Genomic DNA, 18,297 nt, shown 5'->3' with positions numbered 1-18,297 from the left:
ATAGCGCCACGCTCAACCGATCTCGGCGATCCTCGGCATCAGCTCGTCGCCGAGACGCTTCACGAAGCCGGCCGGATCCGGATTGCCGGGCAGCGGGCCGACGTTGATCATCGAAACACCCAGCCCGGCATAGCGTTCGACCGTACGCAGGTACCCGTCGAGGTCCGCGAACGGATCCGCGAGCAGCCCGACTGTCTTGCGAATCTCGGTGGGGTCGCGGTCGAGGTTCGCGCAATGCCGGTTCAGCACCTCGATCTTGTGCTCGAGCTCCTCAGGCTCGGACACCGTGCTGTTCCAGACATCGGCGTACTGGGCGACCAGCCGCAGCGTCTTCTTCTCGCCCGAGCCACCGAGCAGCACCGGCGGGCGCCGAATCGGCTGCGGCACGCAGATCGTCTCGGCCAGCTGATAGTGCTTACCTCGGTATGGGCCGTTGTCATCGCTCCACATCTGCCGGCAGATCTGCAGCGTCTCTTCGAGCATCTCGAACCGCTCCCGCAATGGCGGATAGGGGACACCCAGTGCGACGTGCTCGCGCTCGTACCAGGCGGCCCCGATCCCGAACATCGACCGGCCCTGCGAGAGCACATCGAGCGTGGTGACCGTCTTGGCCAGCAGCCCCGGATGGCGGTAGGTCACTCCGGTGACCAGCATGGCCAGGTCGATCGTCGACGTCTGCGCGGCCAAAAAACCCAGCGACGTGTAGCCCTCCAGGAACGGATCCTCCGCTCGCCCAACGGTTTCCATTTGGAAGAAATGATCTGCGAGAGTGAACAGCGTGGCGCCGATGTCTTCGGCAGCTTTGGCCGTTGCCGCCAGCGTCGGCGCCAGCCGGGCCGGGTGTTCCGGCAGAAAGTCGATGAAGTGGATAGCCAATTCCATTGGCAGGTCCTTTCGCTAGTCGGTCAAGCGCTCGAGCAGCGACAACGCCTCGAGAATGACGCGGCGCTCCCTGTCCGAGTACTGCTCCTGCATGGCCTGGGCCAGCCATTCGCCGCGCAGCTGGCGGTGGTGCTCGGCACGTCGCCGTCCGGCCGCGGTCAACGAGATCACTTGCCGGCGACCGTCTTCCGGATCCGGCGCACGCCGGATCAGGCCGTGCCGATCGAGTCCGGTCAGCGTGGCCGCCATCGACTGAGGTCGAACCCGCTCAGCGTTGGCCAGCACGCTGGCCGACGACGGCCCGTCTTTCCACAGTCGAGTCAGCACCGCCGTCTGCGATGGCGTGAGGTCGTCGTCGGTGGCGACCTCGCGCATTCGGCGTCGCAGCCGGCTGAAAAAGACCCGCAGATCGCGCGCCGCCTGCGTTGCAGACTCGCTCGGCCCGTCCATGCCCGCCACCCTACACTAGACAGGCTGAACTGAACAGTTTCGCCTGTCTATTAGGTCCCGCCGAACTCCGGACGCAGGATCGAACTCAGCGCGGCCAGCGGGATGTGCGGCTCGACGGTCCCGCCGTCCATCGACCACTGCTGAGCCTGGCCGTACTGGACGGGGGAGTCGTGGCCCACCGGATAGTCCGGCATGTACAGGATCAGCTCGTCGGGGGTGAGCGCCCACGCCTTGTAGCCACCCGAGTACACCTTGTCCGGCGTCCACCGATCGACGGTGAACGGGTACGTGCCTGGGGAGTGCTGCCAGGGCGCCCGGTCGAGTGCCTCCGCAATGAACGGTTCGGCCAACGGCGGAATGGCCGCCCGCGGATCCACGCCCGGTTTGGTGATGTCGGTCAGCTCCAGCCGCCTGCCGCCGGCCATGTCGAACGTGAAAGTGCGGTAGGCGTTGTTGATCCACGGCCCGTCGGCGTGGTAGTCCTCGTGGAACGCCACGCTGAGCGCGGGCCCGTGCTGGAACACCTGGTAGTTCTCCTCGCCCCAGCTGTCCTGAACCATCGTGGCGCCCTTGGCGCGCCAGTTCTGCGACAGCGTGCGCAGGTAGTCGCGTATCACGGGGCCGGCGGTGGGGTTGTCCACCAGATCGCCCGGGATCGCCATCTTGATGTCGCGCACCGCTTTTCGCTCGGAAAGCACCGAGGAGTGGCAGTACTGCCCGTCCCATTGGCCGCCGAGATCTCCGCAGAACGTCTGGGCCGACGCCGATGCCACCGGCGCCCCGCTCACGGCGGCGACAACCGTGAGCCAGGCTACGGCAATTCGACTTTGCTTGCGAGCCATCGGTTGTCGACCTTCTCCATCGTCATCTTCATCCGGCTGCGGTCCACCCGGCCGTCGGGCCGCGCGGCGTTGGTGACCGTCTGATCGACCATCAACAGCACGACCACTTTGTCCTTGGCTTCGGACTGGATGGCCGACGCGACCACGACGCCGTGCGCGGTGGCCTTGTTGTCGATCAGCAACTGCCGAAGCTGCACACTGGCCTCCGTGTAGGTGTCTTTGAATTGGCCTGTGGCACCGCCGAGTACCGCCGCGAAGTTCTGATCCACCTGATTGGAGTCGATGCTGGTCAGCACTTGCGCGTAGTCGACCGCGCTCTGCCGGGCAGCCTGGGCGCCCTGGCTGACCGTGTGCTCCTCCCACAACTTCCAGCCCAGCGTTCCGGCGATACCGAACGCGGCGGCGAGCACCGCGGCCACCAGCCCGATGCGCAGGTATTTCATGATTGGCTCCAATTCAGCGAGGCGGTTCGACGGGCAGCGTCGGCCCGCCGTAGGGGGTGGGAATCGTGAAGCGGCCCTTGGGTGTTGGGTCGGTGGTCTGGCCCAGGTTGGCGCCCGGCGGCGGTCCGGCCGTGTCGTCGCCGCCGGGCCGGGGAGCGTTCTTGGCGCCGCGGATCAGCACCTCGGGGTCGTCGTCGCGGCAGTACGTGTAGAGGAACGGCTCGGGGTAGTCCGCCGACGACGACGGCCGGCGTGGGGTGCCGTAGTCGCAGGTATAGCGCGGGTAGATGTCGGCGGTGGCCCACAGCCCGTGGTCGTGCATGGTGGTCGCCAACGCCTCCAGCGTCGACCCCCGATAGTTGGGGAACACCGCGGCCAGCGCCGGGACGCGGACGTACACCAGCCGCGCCGTCGTCACCAGGTTGGCCAGCAACCCGACCATGGTGTCGGAGTTGTCGTCGAACAGGTTGTCCACCGACGACAGCACCCGGGGTGTGCGCTCGACGAACCGGCGGAACCCGCCGTCCATCTTGTTGACGCCGGCCATCACCTGGGCGACGTCTTGCGTCGCGGCCGCGAGTCCGGAGTTCTTGTCGGCCAGCGTGGTCAGCACCACCCGGCTGGTTTTGAGCACCGAAACCGTTTGCGGCAGCACCGGATCCATGGTGGACAGCAGGAACGTGCCGCCGTCGATGATGTCGGTGAGCTTGCGCGGCCCCTCCTTGCTCAGGCTCAGTTCCTTCTTGACCAGCTCGAGCTTCTTCGGATCGGTTTGGGCCAGCATCCCGTCGGCGTCGGCGAGCAGCGCTGACAGCGGAACCGGGGTGCTGGCCCGCTCGGGCCCGACCACGCTGCCATTCGCCAGGAATGGCCGGTTGTTCGACGCGGGCTCGAAGTCGACGTACTGCTCGCCGGCGGGTGACAGTCCCGACACTCGCACCGGGCTCGAAGCCGGGATCTTGACGTCCTTCTTGATGTGGGCGATCACTTCGACGCCGGACGGTGTGGCCTCCAGCGATTCGATGCGCCCGACCCGGATTCCGCGGACGGCGACGTCCTGATTAGGCAGCAGGCCACCGGATTCCGGCAGCTGGATCCTGACACGATACGTCGAGTCCAGCGGGTTCACCCGCAGCGCGCCGATCAACAGATACGCCACGGCCACAACGAGTGTCAGTGCAAGCGCCATGCCCGACAACCACGCCCGCTGCCGGTGACCCGCCCGAACGATACCGACGATCAGCCGGCTGACCGTGTCGATCATCCCGGCGGCTCCTGGGCGAACGGATCAGGCGGTGCCTCTCCCGGTGGCGCCGGCGGCAGCGGCGGCCCGACCGGCGTCCACGGGTTCTGACCCATCGACGTGTCGGGCCCGCGCCCGACAACACGTTCCTGCAGCCGCCACAGCGCGTACTTGAGCGAGCCGATGAACTTGTTGATGTCGCGGTGCATCGGACCGTGGAAAACCGGATCACCCTTGAACCCGCCGGATTCCGCCCCGGTGCCCGGCCGCGACCCCATCACCAGCCGGTCGAAGCTCGCCCGCACCGAAATCGCCGAGCTCGACGTGCCCTTGACCACCGGCGCGATCAACCTGTTGAGGGCGGCCAGGCTGGTGTCGGGACTCACCGAGACGTCATTCCACGCCGCCGCAATCGCGTTCGCATCCTTGATGACGCTGCGGCCGGTCTTGTCGGTGCCGGCGATCGACGGGAACTTCTGCAGTTGACGGGTAGTGGCTCCGACTTGCTCGACGACGTCGGCGATTTGGTCGGCGTCGGCCGACAACACGTCGGTGGCCGGCCCGACCGCCCGCAACACCTCGGTGATGGCCTGGTTCTTCTCGTCGAGCCGATCGGCCAGCCGCGCGGTTTCGGTCAGCGCCTCGTCGATCTGGCCCGATCGGGCGTTGAGCTTCACCAGCAGCGCGTTGGTCCGATTAATCAGGTCGCCGAACGCCTGACCCTGGTCACCGGTCGCCTTGCCGGCGCCGTTGACGATATTGGTGAAGTTGCGGACCGCGCCGCCGTTGACCAGCAGCGCCGCCGAGGCGAGCACCGACTCCACGGTGGCGGCGGCCCGGGTGGATTCCAGGCCGATGGTGTCGCCGCTGTGCAGCAGCGGTGCGGTGGGCTGCAACGGGTTTGGCGGCTTGATCGCGATGAACACGTCGCCGAGCGGGGTGGCCGACCGCAACTCCGCGGTGCTGCCCACCGGCACCCGGACGCCGTCCATGATGCGCAGCGTGGTTTCCGCGGTGTAGTTGTGCGCGACCATCGACTCGAGTTGGCCGACGTCGGCTCCGGCGAGTTTCACCTTGGCGTGTGCGGGCAGATTCAGCGCGTTGGAGAAGACGGCGTGCAGCAGGTATCCGCCGCCGCCGATTCCCGGCGCCGGCAGCGGCAGGCTGCTCAACCCGTTGGTGGCGCAGCCGGCGGTCACGGCTGCGGCGGCCACGACGGCCAACGCTTTGTGCGCCATCGTTACTGTCCCATCGCCGAAAGTCCGTCGAGGATGTACGTCAATCCGAAGTCGGGCCCGTAGTCTTGCAATGTCCCTGTGCTGCAGCCCAATTGCCGCAAGTGCATGAGGTTGCAGATTTCCTTGGCGGATTGGCTGTCGGTGAGCGCTTTGTCGAGCAGCCCGTGCACCCGGATTGCGCCGTTGTTCTGGTCGACGGTGTTGTACAGGTTCTCCAGGGTCAGCGGGAGCACGTCGAGCATCTCCGCGACCCCGCGCTGGTTGTCCACGACGGACTTGGCGGCGGTGTCGCCGTTGCGGATGGCCTGTTTCAGGTTTTCCCGGTTCGCCTCGATCAGCGAGGCGACTTGGTCGAGAATCTTGTTGATGGTGCGCCCGGTGGCGCCGGTGCCGAAGCCTTCGTCGGCGAGCATCTGGCTGAGCTGGTGTGTCGTCGAGCCGAATTGGCGCACCTTGGCGTCGTTGCGGGCGGCGGCCTCCACCAGCGAGCTCAAATCAGTGACGATCGTGGTCAACTCGTCGCGGGTGGTTTCGCCCCGTTCGGAGCTGAGCCGCAATGCTTTCGACAGCTCGTCGAGAGCCGCCAGGATCTTTTGACCGTTGCCGTCGGAGATTCCGACCGCGGCGTCGGTCAGGTCGGCGATCGGCCCACCCCCGGCGCCGTTGCCCTTGAGCGACTTCGAGACCTTGTCGAGCATGTCGAGCAACCGGTCGAAGGCCACCGGCGTCTTGGTTCGGGTCAGCCCGATCGTGTCGTGGTTCTTCAACACCGGGCCCCCGCGATACGGCGGCGTCAACTCGATCTGGCGGGCGGTCAGGATCGAGGTGGTGATCGTCACCGCCTGCGCGGCGGCGGGAATCTTGACGTGCTTGTCGACGGTGAACTCGACCTCGACGTAGCTGCCCTTCGACGTGATCTTGCTGACCGTTCCGACCGGCATGCCCAGCACTGCGACTGCGTTGCCCTCGTAAAGCCCTGCAGCGCTGTCGAATTGGGCGGTCAGCGTGATGGTGTCGAGCCGGGACTTGATGTAGTAGCCCACCACCCCGAGGCCTGCGACGGCCAGCAGGGCGATCGCTGCGATCACGGCGATAACCCTGCGCCTGCCGTTGATCATTTGCAGTCCTTGAAGTACTGGATCATGCCGAACTCCTTGGCGCGTCCACTGATCGCGCACATCCACGAGTCGATGGCAAGCCCGTTCGCCAGGTTGAACTCGACGACGGGCCCGTACCCGGTGGCGTTGGTCAGGCCGCGCAGCGGCACCGGGGCGGCCTGCAGCAGGTTGCGCAGCAAATCGTCGTGCTGGCCGACCATGTTGGTGAGCTCGTGCAGGTTGGTGAACAACTCGTCGAGCATCGGCCGGTGGTTGACCACGATCTTGTCGAGCTGATCGACGAGCTGGGTCAGCGCCGCCAACATCGCGTGAAAGGTGGCCTCCCGCGCCACCAAATGACCGATCAGGTCTTGACCCTGATCCATCAGGTTGCCCAGATTGGTCTGCTGGCGCCGCAGCGTATTGGCCACCCGCTGGGTGCTCTTGAGCAGTGCGCCCAGTTGGTCGCGGCGGTCGGCGGTGATCGCCGACAACGTGTGCAGGTTGGCCATCGCCTGCGGAACCAGCGGCGGCACGCCCTCGAGCTGCTTACCCAGGACGGCCAGTGACTGCGCGAACTGGTCGGAGTCGACCTGCTCGAATGTCGTTGTGGCGTCTTCGAGTAGCGACTGCAGGTCGTAGGGCACCTCGGTGTGGGCCAGGCTGATCGTCTTGCCGGGCAGTGAAGCGGGGCCGTCGGGCACCAGTTCGAGATAACGCGAGCCGAGGATCGTCATCACCTTGATGACCGCCCGGGTGTCCTTGCCCAGCGGGACGTTGTCGCGCACCTTCAGGCCGGCCTCGACGTGGTCGCCGACGAGCTTGATGCTCGACACGCTGCCCACCTCGATGCCGGCGATCGTGATCGGGTTGCCGGCACGCAGCGACGCCGCCTGCAGAAACTCGGCGGTGTAGTGGGTGTAGCCGATGCCGAGCACCTTCACCAACAACGATGCGGCGACCAGAACCGCGACCACCGCCAAGGCGACGAACCCGAGCCAGGTCTTGTTGTAGGACTCCAGCGGTCGGCGCCTAGCCATTGGCCATGTTCCTGCATCGCGGGGTGTGCCAGCCCAGGTTCTTCGTGGTGATCGGGTAGGCGTTGCCCGGGGTGGCCGCGTTGACGATGAACGTGGTGATGTCGTTGAGCCCGGGGAAGAATCCGATGGCATTGAGGTCGCAGGCATAGGCGTTGCCGTAGGACCCCTCGTCGACGATCCGCGCCAAACCCTTGAGCAGCAGCGGCAGGTTGTCGCCGGTGAACGCCAACTGCGGCTCCATGCCGGCCATGTGTTTGGTGAAACCGGGCTGGCGGGTGATCATCTCGTCCAACGCCGGATAGACGTCGTCGGCGATCGCGGAAAGCCGTCGGGTGACTTGGGCGATGGAGCCGACCGACGACTGCAACGATGGCCGACGGGCATCGAAATCCCTCATCACATCGAGGGTTTGGCTCAGCGCATGGTCCAAGTCGTCGTTCTGTGCGGCAACGTTGTCGGTGACCCGGGTCAGGCTGGTGATCAGATCACCGAGGGCCTGGTCACGGGCGGACAGCGTGCGGGACAGCGTCGACGTCTGTTCCACCAGCAGCGGGATGGACGCCCGGTCACCCTGCAGCGACTGGATCACCCCCTTGGTCAGGTCGTCGGCTTGCTTCGGATTCAGCAGCGAGAACAGCGGTTCGAAGCCGTTGAGCATCTTGCCGACATCGAACGACGGATCGGTCTGCTGAACCGGGATCACGCTTCCCGGTGGCAGCACAGTCCGGCTGCCGGTCTCGCCCAGTGACAGCCCGAGATAGCGCTGCCCGATGATGTTCTGGTAGGTCACCGATGCGACCGTGTTGCCGTACACGCGCTGGTCGTTTTGGACGATGAACGAAACCTTCGCCAGTTTGCCTGCCAGCTCGATGTTTTCGACGCGACCGACCCGCACCCCGGCCATCCTCACGTCGTCACCCACGCGCAGCCCGTACACGTCGGTGAACATCGCCGCATACGGTGTGGTCGACCCGGCCACGTCGCGCCGAAGCGTGGCATACACCAGCCACGTCACCGCGGTGGCGATCGCCATGAAGATGGACAGCCCGATCAGCGGTCCGCGGAACTTCATTTCGCTCCCTCCAACGACACCCTCGTCCCGCGGGCCAGCGGGCCCAGCAGCAGCTGAGTGGCCACCGAAGCCGGGTGTGGCTGACCGGTGATCAGGCCCAGTTGGTCCCGTTCGCGTTGGCTGCCGACGGGACCGACGTTTCCGCCGTACGACGCGGGCGCCGCCTCGGCGGGCAGCGGCGGCGGTGGCGGCGGGGCATCGTCGGGATCGGCGGTGCCGGGAACACGCGGCGCCGGACCGACAGGCCACGGCCACCACGGCAACGGCGGGTTGGGATCCTCCAGGTTGGGCCCACCGGGGTTGACCAGCGGCGGCCCGACCGCGACCAGGTTGCCATCGGGCCCGATCTGGGTGCCCGGCGGCGGCGCGAGATCGGCTGGCGGATGGTAGTTCTGCGGCAGCAGCACCTCGGGCAGGTCGGCCCGCACCGCAATCTCCGGGGCGGTGAAGCAGCTGGGGCCCTTCAGCTCGCCGTAGCGCGGGCAGTCGGCGCGCGTGTAGGTGTAGGTGGGCGTCAGCGCCAGGTTGACCCGCATGTTGCCGGTGTCCAGCTCGGGATCCCACACCTCTTCAAAGAACTTGTCGGACAACCGCTTCAGCCGGGTGAAGATGGGCATGAACTTGTCGCTGTTGATCGCGAACACGCCCACGGCCGGCGTCAGGTTCTGCGTCATCTCGATCAGCTGGTCGGTGTGGTTGTCGAACGCCTGCCGGCTGACGCCGAAGGTGTGCTGCGAGCCGGTCACCAAAGACAGGAACTGGGCGCGTTTTTCGGCCAGCGTCTGCATCGGCCGGACCGCATCGTGCAGGGCGTCGACGAGCTCGGGCGCGGTGGACTGCAGGCCGCGGGTGGCGTCCAGCAGCGCCGACACGGTCGTCGGACCGGGGTCGGTGGCGACGATCGCGTTGAGCTCGTTCAGCACCCGGGTCAACTGGGCGCCGGCGGTGAGCAGCTTGACGCGCCGGTTCTCGGTGGCGGCGCCGACAGCGGCCAGAATGCCGACGCTGTGGTCCTCGCGTCCCCGGCCCGTCGCGGCCAGGATGTCACGCAGCTTGCTGATGGTGGTCTGGAAGATCACCGTCGACAGTTCGGTGTCTTCGCGGATGTGCGCGCCGTTGCGGATGCCGGTACCGTGCCCGCGGTCGACGAGCTGCACCGACGAGACCGCGAACACGTTGCTGGGCACCACCCGCGCGGTGACCGTGGCCGGGATCTGAGCGGCGTAGTCGGGTTTGAGGTTGATGTGCACGTAGTTGGGCTTGCCATAGGTTGCCGGGATGACGTTGTCGACGGCGCCGACCAGCAGGCCGTGGTATTTCACGTCGGAGCGCTGCGGCAGTCCGTCGCCGACGTTGACCAGCTCGGCAACCACCCGGACGTAGTCGTTGAGTCGCCCGGTCGACTTCAGCAGCAGGGTGCCGGTGACCGCGGCGACCACCAGCAGGACGGTCACCCCGTATGCCAGCAGCTGCTGATCGGAGGGCCCGCGCCCGTCGAGGTCCAACGAATTGCCCATCTAGCCGCCAAATCTCGCGCCGGCGTCGATGCTCCACAACGCCATCGTGAGCAGCATGTTCACCATGATCACGACGGTGATGCTGGCGCGCATGGCATGCCCGGCGGCCACCCCTACACCCTCCGGCCCGCCCGCGGCGTAAAACCCGTAGTAACACTGCACTGTCGACGAAATCCACACGAACACCACGCATTTGAGCACCGAATAGACGATGTCCTTGCCGCTCAGCATCATCGTGAAGTAGTGCAGGTACGGGCCGACCGATCCGCCGCTGATCACGCCCGCGACCAGCTGGCAGGTGAGATAGGTGACCGCCAGGCAGGCCACGTACAGCGGGATCACGGCGATGATCGACGCCATCAGCCGTGTCGTCACCAGGAACGGAATCGGCCGGATCGCCAGCGAATCCAGCGCGTCGATCTCCTCGGCGATCCGCATCGCGCCCAGCTGCGCCGTGAACCGGCAACCGGCCTGCATCGCGAACGCCAGCGACGCCATGATCGGCGCGAGCTCGCGAGTGTTCACCAGCGACGAGATGATGCCGGTCGCCGGACCCAGCCCGAGCAGGTTCAAAAAGTTGTACCCTTCGACGGCCACCAGCGCGCCCGCGGTGAACCCGAGTACCACCGCCACGCCCGCGGTGCCGCCGCCGACCACGATCGAGCCGTTGCCCCAGGCGATATCGGAGAGCAGCCGCAGAAATTCCTTGCGGTATTGCCTCAGCGATGCGGGCACGGCCACCAGGGCGCGGACGAAGAAGACGAGCATGTGTCCGAGCCGAATCGTCGGCGCGGATGCTCTGCGGTAGATCGCGACGACCGGTCGCGCGACGGCGGGAACATAGGTCGAGGCCGTCATGTCACAGACCCGTCCGCGGGAACAGCACGTTGTAGAGCTGGCTGATGCCGACGTTGACGATCATGAGCACCAGAATCGCTTCCACGACAGCGGCGTTCACCGAGTCGGCGACGCCGGTCGGTCCACCCCTGGTGCACAGGCCCTTCTGGCAGGCCACCACCGCGACAATGCCGCCATACACCACCGCCTTGAGCAGCGCCACGATCATGTCGCCGGTGGTGGCGAACGACGAGAACGTCGCGACGAAGCTGCCGGGCGCGCCGCGCTGGAAGTAGACGTTGAACAGGTAGCTCGCCAAAAAGCCGACAAAGCAGGTGATTCCGGTGAGCGCGACACCGATCATGATCGCGGCCGCGAACCTCGGCACCACCAGCCGGCGGATCACCGAGACGCCCATGACCTCCATGGCGTCGGTCTCCTCCCGCATGGTGCGCGAGCCCAGGTCCGCGGTGATCGCGGAGCCGACGGCCGCCGCCATCAGCACCGCGGCCACCAGCGATGCCGCTTGGCGAATCACGGCCAGCCCGCTCGCCGCGCCGGCCAGCGACGTGGCACCAACTTGGTTGGCCAGCAACGCGAACTGAATCGACAGCGTCACCCCGATCGGCAGTGCCACCAGCACCGTCGGCAGCACCGCAGTGCCCGCCATGAACGCGCCCTGCCGCAGAAACTCGATCCACTGGAAGCGTCCGGTGAAGAGGTCGAAAAAGAAGTACTGGATGGTGCGCACGGCCAGGACGTACTGCTCTCCGACGGTCGCCAGCGACGCGAGCGGGTGCCGGCGGATGTAGCCCGCGGTCCACTCTTCGATGGCCGCCACGCCGTCGGGCGCCACGTCTGTGCCACGATCCACGGCGAGCATGTTAATCACGGTTCCGCGACGACGGAAGACTTTTGTGAAACTGCCCGGAAGTAATCAGGGCGGCGCGTTCACCGGTCGCTGCACCATGCAGGTCTGCATTGCAGACTCACAAGGGTGCGCTCCGCAAATTCCTACAGAACGGCATTATTTTTAAAGAACGGTAGTCTACAACCGGTTTCGGCCACGCGCGGCAATAGTGTGCAGCAACCCGTTCGGCGGTGAGGGAGCGCTGAACCTTCGGGACATCGGCCGCTCTCGGCTAACCTGGCCGTCAAGCAGCCCAGGACGGCCGCCGAGCTCTTGTTAATGACAATTTCGTCCTTTACGGTTGCCTACATGGTTCCGGTGGCGTCGGCGTGGGCGGCGAGCTGCCTGGCTGCGGCCGCGCTCGGGCTGGCCGGCGCCGCGCACGCCGATCCGACTCCGCCGCCGCCGCTGCCGGTGTTCAGCCCGGCGCCCAGCGAGTGGTCGCCCAACGTCGACATCTGGCCGTACAACACCTTCAGGTATCGGGTGACCCCCGAGATGGTCAGCGGCATGTCGGACGCCTGTCAATGGTTCAACGCGCAATTCGACCCGCTGATGGGCCAAATCGACGAGTTCAACCGCAACCTGGGTGACCATCACGACGACTACTCGGCCGCCGGCGTGCAACGCCAAGCCGACGCTGTGGTCGCCAATATCGACCAGTCGACGGTCTTCCTGGCGCCACGGGTCAAACCGTTGATCGTGACCAACAACCCCGACAACTTCGGCCCGTACTCGCCGATATACGGCGGCGAATCGATGACACATGTGGCCTTTCAGCTGACCCGTATCGGCGTCGGCATCAAGAAGAAAGACCCGTCAGGCGTCAGCCACGCCAACATCGTGGCAGCGACGGGATGGGGTAATGCGATCCGCGAATCGGGGGCATGCAACTGATGACCACTACCACGGAAAAAGACACCGAGGCGCAAGAAACCACGCCCGAAGTCGACGACGAACCGGAGGAGCCGAAAGGGCGTCAGCGCAGGGTAGGCCGGTGGGTTGCCTGCGGTGTGCTTGCCGCGGTATTGGCCGGAGCCGGCTACGAGGGATGGGTGTTGTTCGAGCACCACCAGGTCAAGATCGCCGCTGCCCAAGCACTCGACGCCGCAACCAAATACACTCTCGCACTCACCAGCATCGACACCAAGGCGATCGACAAGAACTTCACCGACGTCCTCGACGGCGCGACCGGTGAGTTCAAAAACATGTACACCCAATCGAGCGCACAGCTGCGTCAGACGCTGATCGACAACAAGGCGGCCGCACACGGCACCGTCATCGAAGCAGGAGTGAAATCGGCCAGCAAGAACAAGGTCGAGGTGGTGCTGTTCGTCGATCAGTCGGTGAGCAACGCCGCCGCGCCCGAACCACAATTGGACCGCAGCCGGGTCACGATGACCATGGAGAAGGTCGACGGCCGATGGCTGGCCAGCAAGGTCGAGCTGCCGTGAGATATGCGGCGCGCGTGGCTATGTCGCGTCGCCGCGCAATTCCCAGAACCGAGTGCTTTCCTCGTGGGAGCCGGGCGGGGTGTGGACCCAGATCGCCAGGACGACGGTGATGATCACCCATCCGACGACGGCGGTCGGGATGGCCCAGGCACGCCGGATGAGCAGCGCCGTACTGCATTTGCCGGCGATGTCGTCGCCGCCGGCGTCGGCCGCCTGGGTAAGGTTGGCGCTGAATCCTCGGCCGCAGGTGATTTGTATTCCGTAGTGGTCGAACTGGTCGAGGTAGACCGGCCACCACAGCGCCAGCAATCCGACGGTGATCAGCAATACGGCCACCACACCGGCGAAGAAGTGGCTGTGGCTCAGATGTCGCACGGTTACTTTCCCACCGCCCTTCAGATCAGCTTGCGGCGCCGCCGGATTCGGCGGCGCACGTCGGCCAGCAGCACATAGCTGCCACCCTGCCGGATGAACTTGGGCAGAAACCGGTTGACGAACGCCACCACCAGGAACAGGTACTCGAAGCGACGCTGCGCAGCGGGCGTCCACGAGACCTGCAGCGCGTCGCGAAAAACCGGAGCGAGAAAACCGGTGGTCAAAAACCGCAACAACGGGACGAAGATACGCAGCGGCGGCGTGATCATCCGCAAGTTGATCAAGTCCTGCAGGTATTGGCGCACGGTGTCGTCGATCGCCACGCGCCGGCACGCCTGATTCCAGTATTGGTCGAAATCCGCACGGGTAGCCGGCCATTGGTCCTCGGTGACCTGCAGTGTGGTACCCAGGGTGAACGCCGAGGAGTAAAAGTGTTCGGCGAGCTCACCGGTCAGCTTGCCCCGCAGCAACTCGTAGGTGTCCTCGAGCCCGACGAAAAGGCAAGCCGCGACCCACATCTGCAGATCGCGGTCGAAGCCGCTGTATTTCACCGGGCTGTCGGGTCCGGAGCGGACCTCGCGGTGCGCGACGTCTACGGCGTCGCGGAAAGCGGCACGGTCCGCCGGGCTGCCCAGAATCGCCACCGCCAGATAGCTGAACGTGGTGCGGGCCCGCTTCCACGGGTGTTTCATCAGGCTGCCGGATTCGACCGTGCTCTCGACCACGCCGTAGCCGACCCCGGGCCAGGACAGCTGCATGACGACGTTGGCGGCCCCGGCCGCGAACGACCAGAAATCCAGCGCGTCGGCGACGGTGGCCGGCCGGTTGTCCCACCGCGCGGTACGACGGGTGATGTGAATCCGGGTATCGGCGGTCGTCAGCGGCGCTCCGGCTTCGGCGGTCATGTCATGCAGACATCGGCGAACAACAGAACCGGCCAGGAAACGATCGACCCGAGGAATGACACCACCAGGTCGGCTCCGTGCATCTTGTGCAGATGATCGGTGTGCGTCGTCGACCAGATCACTCCGACCAGTAAGTATGGCGTGCCGACGATCAAGGCGAGCCCGATCAACTCGGCGATGGTGATCTGGAAGCCAAGCACCTGGCGAACCTTCTCCAGCATGTGCGTCCCTCCGACAGGCAACCCGGACGCCGTCGTCGCCGGCGACCGAACAGAAGCTATGTTAATGGAGGTTCTGACCCAAGGGTAGGTTTTCCGGACCGTAAATCCGACGCTAGGGTGAGGCGGTGACGAACCCTCGCGCCGAGCCGGCCACCCAGGTGCGCCGCCGGCCGAAAGACCGCAAGGCGCAGATCGCGCGCGCCGCGGCCGAGGCTTTCAGTGCGCAGGGATACCACGCGGTCGGCATGGAAGCCATTGCGGCCAAGGTCGGGATCTCGGCGGCGGCGCTGTACCGGCACTACTCCAGCAAGTACGACCTGTTTCGCGGCGCGGTGCTCGCGCTGGGCCAGCAGCTGGTCGATTGCACCGCTTTCGCCGACGCCGAGCCTGCCGACGCAGACCCGGCCGCCACGTTGGAGCGCGTGGTCGACGCGCTGATCGACCTGGCGGTGGCCAACCGCGAGTCCGGCGGACTGTACCGCTGGCAGGCCCGTTACTTACACGGCGAGGACGCGTCGACGCTGGCCGATCAGCTGCGGCTGGTCAACCGCCGAATTCATCGACCGCTCATGGCAATTCGGCCGTCGTTGACGCCCTCGCAACGGTGGATGCTGTCGGCGGGAGCGCTCAGCGTGATCGGCAGCATCGTCGACCATCGAGTCCGGCTGCCGGACGACGAGATCCGCGCGCTGATGCGGGACGCCGCGTTGGCGGTGCTCGCCACGGAGCTTCCGCACCCGGACGACGCCATTGCCCGCCCGGCGGCCTGGCGAATCTTCGCTTCGGATGCCGGGGTGTACGAAGCCCTGCTGGGCGCGTCGATGGTGTTGTTCAACCACCACGGCTATTCCGAAACCAGCATGGCGCAAATCGCTTCGGCGGTCGGCATTCCGGTATCGGGCATCTACCGGTACTTCTCCGGCAAGTGCGAGATCCTGTCCACCGGATTGCGGCGGGCAGCCGACCGGGTCTCCGGTCACCTGTCGGCGATCCTCGGCGATCTGCGAGAACCGCGCCAGATGCTGACCGCGTTGATCGAGGCGTATGTCGCGACGTCGTTCGCCAACCCCGAACTGGCTTCGATCTACTACACCGAGCGGGTCAACCTGACCCGCACCGATCAGGAGCTGCTGCGCGACGTGCAGCGCGCGACGATCGATTCCTGGACGCGGCTGCTGGAGTCAGCGCGGCCGGCGTTGACGGCTGCGCAGGCACGGTTCCTGGTACACGCGGCGATGGCCCTGGTGGTCGACCTGGGCCGGCTGGTGCACTACGAAGACGCAGCCGAGCAGTCCGCCTACCCACAGGCATGCGTGCGAAAGCTGATGCAGGCTACGCTTTTTGGCCGTTCCGAATAGCGCTACCACCCAGATAGGCCAAGTAGGCGATCAACCCGACAATAGCGGCGCTGCGAGTCCGCCGGCTGGAAAAGCCGAGCCCGAGGACCGTTTCAATCCCGCCGTTGGTGTAGATGTGCTGGCGGGTGTTGTGGGGGAACACCGGCTTGCTGATCGGCTCGAACAGCTGCGGGCTGGTGAAGTGGGAGACCCCGGCGCCGGCCAAGGCCAAACCCGAGAAGCGGGCCAGACGATTGCTCTTGCGTGACATGGGGCTCCTTAGGCGATTGCGTAGTCGTCCAACGGGAATTTAGACCCGTCCCGCACCGCGTTGCGCACCGAGGTGGGCCGCAGCAGGGTGGCCTCGCCGCTGTGGTTGAAGTAGTAGGACCGCGACGTGGCACAGTCGCCGGCGTAGAACACCGAGTTGTCCAGGTGGCGGGTCATGCGATCGAGGAAGCGCGCGTTGGCCTCTTCGGTCACCTCGAAAGTCGTTGCGCCCCTGCGCTTGACCTCGCCGAGCAGCCGGTCCATGTGGCGCATCTGGTATTCCATGGTGTTGAAGAACGACAACCCGGAGAAGGCGTACGGGCTGGCCAGGCTCAAGTAGTTGGGGAAGTACGGAATCGACACGCCCTGGTAGGCCTGGAACCTGTTCTCCCGCCACCACTTACCCAGGTTGCGGCCTTCTCGGCCGACCACCTCGATGGCCGGGAAGTTGGCGTCCCACAGGTCGAATCCGGTGGCCAGCACCAGCGTGTCGATGACGGCCTTGTTCCCGTCGTTGGTGACGATGCCGTCCGGCTCGATCCGGTCGATGCCGCCGGTCTCCAGGTGCACGTGCGGTTTGGTGAAGCTGCGGTAGTAGTCATTGGACCAACTCGGCCGCTTGCAGCCGATGTCGTAGTCCGGGGTCAGCTTGCGGCGCAGCTCCTTGTCGCGGACCTGGACGAACCGGTGAATCTTGCACAGGTCCATCGCGGCGATGGACAGCCGCCGGAAGTAGCGGTAGTTCAGCACGCCGGTGACCGTCATGAACTCGAGAATGTTGTCGGTCAGCCACCGCACCGCCCGCTGGGTGAACGGCACCCGGGCGAAGAGCCGCTGCACGGCGGGGGAGATCCGGAAGTCGACCTTGGGCGCCACCCAGATCGCGGTGCGTTGATAGACGGTCAGGTCGGCGACGGTCTTGGCGAGCTCGGGAATGAGCTGGATGGCCGTGGCGCCGGTGCCGATCAGGCCGACCCGGCGGCCGGCGAAGTCGTAGCTGTCGTCCCAAGCCGTGGTGTGGATGATCCGGCCTTCGAACGAGGAGATGCCGGGAATGTCCGGGGTGTGCGGCTGGGACAGGAAGCCGGTCGCGGTGATCAGGAAGCGGGTGGTCAGCGTTTCGCCGCCGGCCAGCGCCACCCGCCAGATTTGCGAGTCCTCGTCCCAGCGGGCGCCCTCGACGGCCGTGTTGAACCGCATGTAGCGGCGGACGTCGTACTTGTCGGCGACGTGGTCGGCGTACTGCTTGAGCTCGGGCCCCGTCGCGAAGAGCCGCGACCAGTAAGGGTTCGGCTCGAACCAGTACGAGTAGGTGGTCGACGGGATGTCGACGGCCAGTCCCGGGTACCGGTTGACATGCCAGGTGCCGCCCAGGTCGGCCTCGCGGTCGAGGATGACGAAGTTGTGGTAGCCGAGCCGCTTGAGCTGGATCGCAGTGCCGATACCGGCGAAGCCTGCACCCACGATGACGAAGTCATACTGTGGCGAGTCCATGACGCGACTATACAGAACCCGCGGTACCGGATAGCAGACGCAGCGCCGCATCGACGGCCAGCGCCGGCACGTCGAGGGCCTTGGCCCCCAGGTCATGGCGCGCGCCAGTGACCTCGACGACCTCGGTGGGTGCGGGAATCAACGCGGCGGCGTCCCGTACCTCGTCGAGGGTGCCGAACGGGTCCGACGTGCCGTGGGTGAACACCGTCGGCACCGCGATGTCCGGCAGGTGCTCCGTGCGCGGGCGCTCGGGCTTGCCGGGCGGATGCACCGGGTAGGAGAACAGCGTCAGCACATCCACCGGCGCGTCCCCGGCGGCCACCACCATCGACGTCTGCCGGCCGCCGTAGGAATGCCCGCCGGCGATCAGCGGGCCGTCGGCAAGCTTGCGGCAGATCGCGATCGCCTCGACGATGCCGGCGCGGTCGGTGGCCGCCGAGCCGGACGGCGGCCCTTTGGGCCTGCGCCGCCGGTAGGGCAGGTTGTAGCGCACCGCCAGCCAGCCACGTCGCGCCCACTCGTCGCAAACCCGTTGCAGCAGCGGCGATTCCCGGCTGCCGCCGGCGCCGTGCGTCAACACCACCACACCCGACGGGGTGCCGTCGGGATGGTGCGCGACGCCGGCGATGTCCTCGAGCGTCATGCGCCCGCTGACGATGCAGTCCGGAAC

General features: G+C 66.2%; 20 protein-coding genes and 1 pseudogene. 3 read left to right on the top strand and 18 right to left on the bottom strand.

Translation table 11 applies throughout. The features are described from left to right. Nucleotides 1–12 precede the first annotated feature (12 nt). The 12 genes and pseudogenes from AWC14_RS19070 to AWC14_RS19015 all read right to left on the bottom strand — a co-directional run bounded on the left by AWC14_RS19070 (nt 13) and on the right by AWC14_RS19015 (nt 11,544). The gene (locus tag AWC14_RS19070; protein ID WP_045373904.1) at nt 13–882 is read right to left on the bottom strand and encodes an LLM class F420-dependent oxidoreductase; all 870 of its coding nucleotides are present in this window, start codon (nt 880–882) and stop codon (nt 13–15) included. 15 nt (nt 883–897) lie between these two features. After that, the gene (locus tag AWC14_RS19065; RefSeq protein WP_045373901.1) at nt 898–1,332 is read right to left on the bottom strand and encodes a MarR family winged helix-turn-helix transcriptional regulator; all 435 of its coding nucleotides are present in this window, start codon (nt 1,330–1,332) and stop codon (nt 898–900) included. Between the two features lie 50 nt (nt 1,333–1,382). Then, nucleotides 1,383–2,174, bottom strand: a complete 792-nt coding sequence (locus AWC14_RS19060) for a mannan-binding family protein (RefSeq protein WP_045373898.1) — start codon at nt 2,172–2,174, stop codon at nt 1,383–1,385. Continuing rightward, nucleotides 2,144–2,605: pseudogene (locus AWC14_RS19055) on the bottom strand (Mce protein); the annotation flags it as partial. The pseudogene AWC14_RS19055 and the gene AWC14_RS19060, both read right to left, overlap by 31 nt. Nucleotides 2,606–2,630: 25 nt before the next feature. Beyond that, nucleotides 2,631–3,881, bottom strand: a complete 1,251-nt coding sequence (locus AWC14_RS19050; protein ID WP_045373895.1) for an MlaD family protein — start codon at nt 3,879–3,881, stop codon at nt 2,631–2,633. Continuing rightward, nucleotides 3,878–5,098, bottom strand: a complete 1,221-nt coding sequence (locus AWC14_RS19045; protein WP_045373892.1) for an MlaD family protein — start codon at nt 5,096–5,098, stop codon at nt 3,878–3,880. The genes AWC14_RS19050 and AWC14_RS19045 overlap by 4 nt, the downstream gene beginning before the upstream one ends. Nucleotides 5,099–5,100: 2 nt before the next feature. Then, a complete protein-coding gene (locus AWC14_RS19040) occupies nt 5,101–6,216 on the bottom strand; it encodes an MCE family protein (protein ID WP_045373889.1) in 1,116 nt (371 codons plus the stop codon). Then, the gene (locus AWC14_RS19035; protein ID WP_045373886.1) at nt 6,213–7,235 is read right to left on the bottom strand and encodes an MCE family protein; all 1,023 of its coding nucleotides are present in this window, start codon (nt 7,233–7,235) and stop codon (nt 6,213–6,215) included. The genes AWC14_RS19040 and AWC14_RS19035 overlap by 4 nt, the downstream gene beginning before the upstream one ends. Further along, entirely contained in the window at nt 7,228–8,307 is a 1,080-nt protein-coding gene (locus AWC14_RS19030; protein ID WP_045373883.1) for an MCE family protein, read from the bottom strand. The genes AWC14_RS19035 and AWC14_RS19030 overlap by 8 nt, the downstream gene beginning before the upstream one ends. Then, nucleotides 8,304–9,824, bottom strand: a complete 1,521-nt coding sequence (locus AWC14_RS19025; protein ID WP_045373880.1) for an MlaD family protein — start codon at nt 9,822–9,824, stop codon at nt 8,304–8,306. The genes AWC14_RS19030 and AWC14_RS19025 overlap by 4 nt, the downstream gene beginning before the upstream one ends. Next, complete coding sequence (locus tag AWC14_RS19020) at nt 9,825–10,682, bottom strand: MlaE family ABC transporter permease (RefSeq protein WP_045373877.1); 858 nt, start codon at nt 10,680–10,682, stop codon at nt 9,825–9,827. Between the two features lies 1 nt (nt 10,683). Continuing rightward, entirely contained in the window at nt 10,684–11,544 is an 861-nt protein-coding gene (locus AWC14_RS19015) for an MlaE family ABC transporter permease (protein ID WP_045373874.1), read from the bottom strand. 336 nt (nt 11,545–11,880) lie between these two features. Between AWC14_RS19015 and AWC14_RS19010 the strand changes: the two genes are divergently transcribed. Further along, entirely contained in the window at nt 11,881–12,468 is a 588-nt protein-coding gene (locus tag AWC14_RS19010) for a hypothetical protein (RefSeq protein ID WP_045373872.1), read from the top strand. After that, nucleotides 12,468–13,025, top strand: a complete 558-nt coding sequence (locus tag AWC14_RS19005; protein ID WP_235215804.1) for an Mce protein — start codon at nt 12,468–12,470, stop codon at nt 13,023–13,025. The genes AWC14_RS19010 and AWC14_RS19005 overlap by 1 nt, the downstream gene beginning before the upstream one ends. Before the next feature lie 18 nt (nt 13,026–13,043). Here the strand turns inward: AWC14_RS19005 and AWC14_RS19000 are convergent, their stop codons facing one another. The 3 genes from AWC14_RS19000 to AWC14_RS18990 are packed head-to-tail and all read right to left on the bottom strand — an operon-like array spanning nt 13,044 to nt 14,526. Beyond that, on the bottom strand, nt 13,044–13,400 hold the full coding sequence (locus AWC14_RS19000) for a hypothetical protein (protein ID WP_235215803.1): 357 nt from the start codon (nt 13,398–13,400) through the stop codon (nt 13,044–13,046). A 20-nt stretch (nt 13,401–13,420) separates the two neighbouring features. Continuing rightward, nucleotides 13,421–14,305, bottom strand: a complete 885-nt coding sequence (locus tag AWC14_RS18995) for an oxygenase MpaB family protein (protein WP_045373866.1) — start codon at nt 14,303–14,305, stop codon at nt 13,421–13,423. Further along, a complete protein-coding gene (locus AWC14_RS18990; protein ID WP_045373863.1) occupies nt 14,302–14,526 on the bottom strand; it encodes a hypothetical protein in 225 nt (74 codons plus the stop codon). The genes AWC14_RS18995 and AWC14_RS18990 overlap by 4 nt, the downstream gene beginning before the upstream one ends. Nucleotides 14,527–14,684: 158 nt before the next feature. Here AWC14_RS18990 and AWC14_RS18985 point away from each other — a divergent pair, with 158 nt between their 5' ends. Continuing rightward, nucleotides 14,685–15,884, top strand: coding sequence for a TetR/AcrR family transcriptional regulator (locus AWC14_RS18985; RefSeq protein ID WP_081967975.1), 1,200 nt, complete (start codon nt 14,685–14,687; stop codon nt 15,882–15,884). Here the strand turns inward: AWC14_RS18985 and AWC14_RS18980 are convergent. The 3 genes from AWC14_RS18980 to AWC14_RS18970 are packed head-to-tail and all read right to left on the bottom strand — an operon-like array spanning nt 15,859 to nt 18,270. After that, entirely contained in the window at nt 15,859–16,134 is a 276-nt protein-coding gene (locus AWC14_RS18980; RefSeq protein ID WP_045373856.1) for a membrane protein, read from the bottom strand. The two genes, AWC14_RS18985 and AWC14_RS18980, sit on opposite strands and share 26 nt — an antisense overlap. An 8-nt stretch (nt 16,135–16,142) precedes the next feature. Continuing rightward, nucleotides 16,143–17,627 carry a flavin-containing monooxygenase gene (locus AWC14_RS18975; RefSeq protein WP_045373854.1) on the bottom strand — a complete coding sequence of 495 codons (1,485 nt, stop codon included), beginning with the start codon at nt 17,625–17,627 and terminating at the stop codon, nt 16,143–16,145. Nucleotides 17,628–17,634: 7 nt separating this feature from the next. Next, nucleotides 17,635–18,270, bottom strand: a complete 636-nt coding sequence (locus AWC14_RS18970) for an alpha/beta hydrolase family protein (protein ID WP_045373851.1) — start codon at nt 18,268–18,270, stop codon at nt 17,635–17,637. Between the last annotated feature and the right edge of the window lie 27 nt (nt 18,271–18,297).

It is taken from the genome of Mycobacterium kyorinense, assembly GCF_002101735.1.
In the GTDB taxonomy this organism is placed as follows: Bacteria; Actinomycetota; Actinomycetes; order Mycobacteriales; family Mycobacteriaceae; genus Mycobacterium; species Mycobacterium kyorinense.
Note: the sequence above shows the minus strand (reverse complement) of the source record. Positions and strands in the feature narration are given on the sequence as shown.

Excerpts from the sequence above, each read along its gene's own strand:
- AWC14_RS19070 (WP_045373904.1), bottom strand. The coding sequence starts at position 882 with ATGGAATTGGCTATCCACTTCATCGACTTTCTGCCGGAACACCCGGCC.
- AWC14_RS19065 (WP_045373901.1), bottom strand. The coding sequence starts at position 1,332 with ATGGACGGGCCGAGCGAGTCTGCAACGCAGGCGGCGCGCGATCTGCGG.
- AWC14_RS19060 (WP_045373898.1), bottom strand. The coding sequence starts at position 2,174 with ATGGCTCGCAAGCAAAGTCGAATTGCCGTAGCCTGGCTCACGGTTGTC.
- AWC14_RS19050 (WP_045373895.1), bottom strand. The coding sequence starts at position 3,881 with ATGATCGACACGGTCAGCCGGCTGATCGTCGGTATCGTTCGGGCGGGT.
- AWC14_RS19045 (WP_045373892.1), bottom strand. The coding sequence starts at position 5,098 with ATGGCGCACAAAGCGTTGGCCGTCGTGGCCGCCGCAGCCGTGACCGCC.
- AWC14_RS19040 (WP_045373889.1), bottom strand. The coding sequence starts at position 6,216 with ATGATCAACGGCAGGCGCAGGGTTATCGCCGTGATCGCAGCGATCGCC.
- AWC14_RS19035 (WP_045373886.1), bottom strand. The coding sequence starts at position 7,235 with ATGGCTAGGCGCCGACCGCTGGAGTCCTACAACAAGACCTGGCTCGGG.
- AWC14_RS19030 (WP_045373883.1), bottom strand. The coding sequence starts at position 8,307 with ATGAAGTTCCGCGGACCGCTGATCGGGCTGTCCATCTTCATGGCGATC.
- AWC14_RS19025 (WP_045373880.1), bottom strand. The coding sequence starts at position 9,824 with ATGGGCAATTCGTTGGACCTCGACGGGCGCGGGCCCTCCGATCAGCAG.
- AWC14_RS19020 (WP_045373877.1), bottom strand. The coding sequence starts at position 10,682 with ATGACGGCCTCGACCTATGTTCCCGCCGTCGCGCGACCGGTCGTCGCG.
- AWC14_RS19015 (WP_045373874.1), bottom strand. The coding sequence starts at position 11,544 with ATGCTCGCCGTGGATCGTGGCACAGACGTGGCGCCCGACGGCGTGGCG.
- AWC14_RS19010 (WP_045373872.1), top strand. The coding sequence starts at position 11,881 with ATGGTTCCGGTGGCGTCGGCGTGGGCGGCGAGCTGCCTGGCTGCGGCC.
- AWC14_RS19005 (WP_235215804.1), top strand. The coding sequence starts at position 12,468 with ATGACCACTACCACGGAAAAAGACACCGAGGCGCAAGAAACCACGCCC.
- AWC14_RS18995 (WP_045373866.1), bottom strand. The coding sequence starts at position 14,305 with ATGACCGCCGAAGCCGGAGCGCCGCTGACGACCGCCGATACCCGGATT.
- AWC14_RS18990 (WP_045373863.1), bottom strand. The coding sequence starts at position 14,526 with ATGCTGGAGAAGGTTCGCCAGGTGCTTGGCTTCCAGATCACCATCGCC.
- AWC14_RS18980 (WP_045373856.1), bottom strand. The coding sequence starts at position 16,134 with ATGTCACGCAAGAGCAATCGTCTGGCCCGCTTCTCGGGTTTGGCCTTG.
- AWC14_RS18975 (WP_045373854.1), bottom strand. The coding sequence starts at position 17,627 with ATGGACTCGCCACAGTATGACTTCGTCATCGTGGGTGCAGGCTTCGCC.
- AWC14_RS18970 (WP_045373851.1), bottom strand. The coding sequence starts at position 18,270 with ATGACGCTCGAGGACATCGCCGGCGTCGCGCACCATCCCGACGGCACC.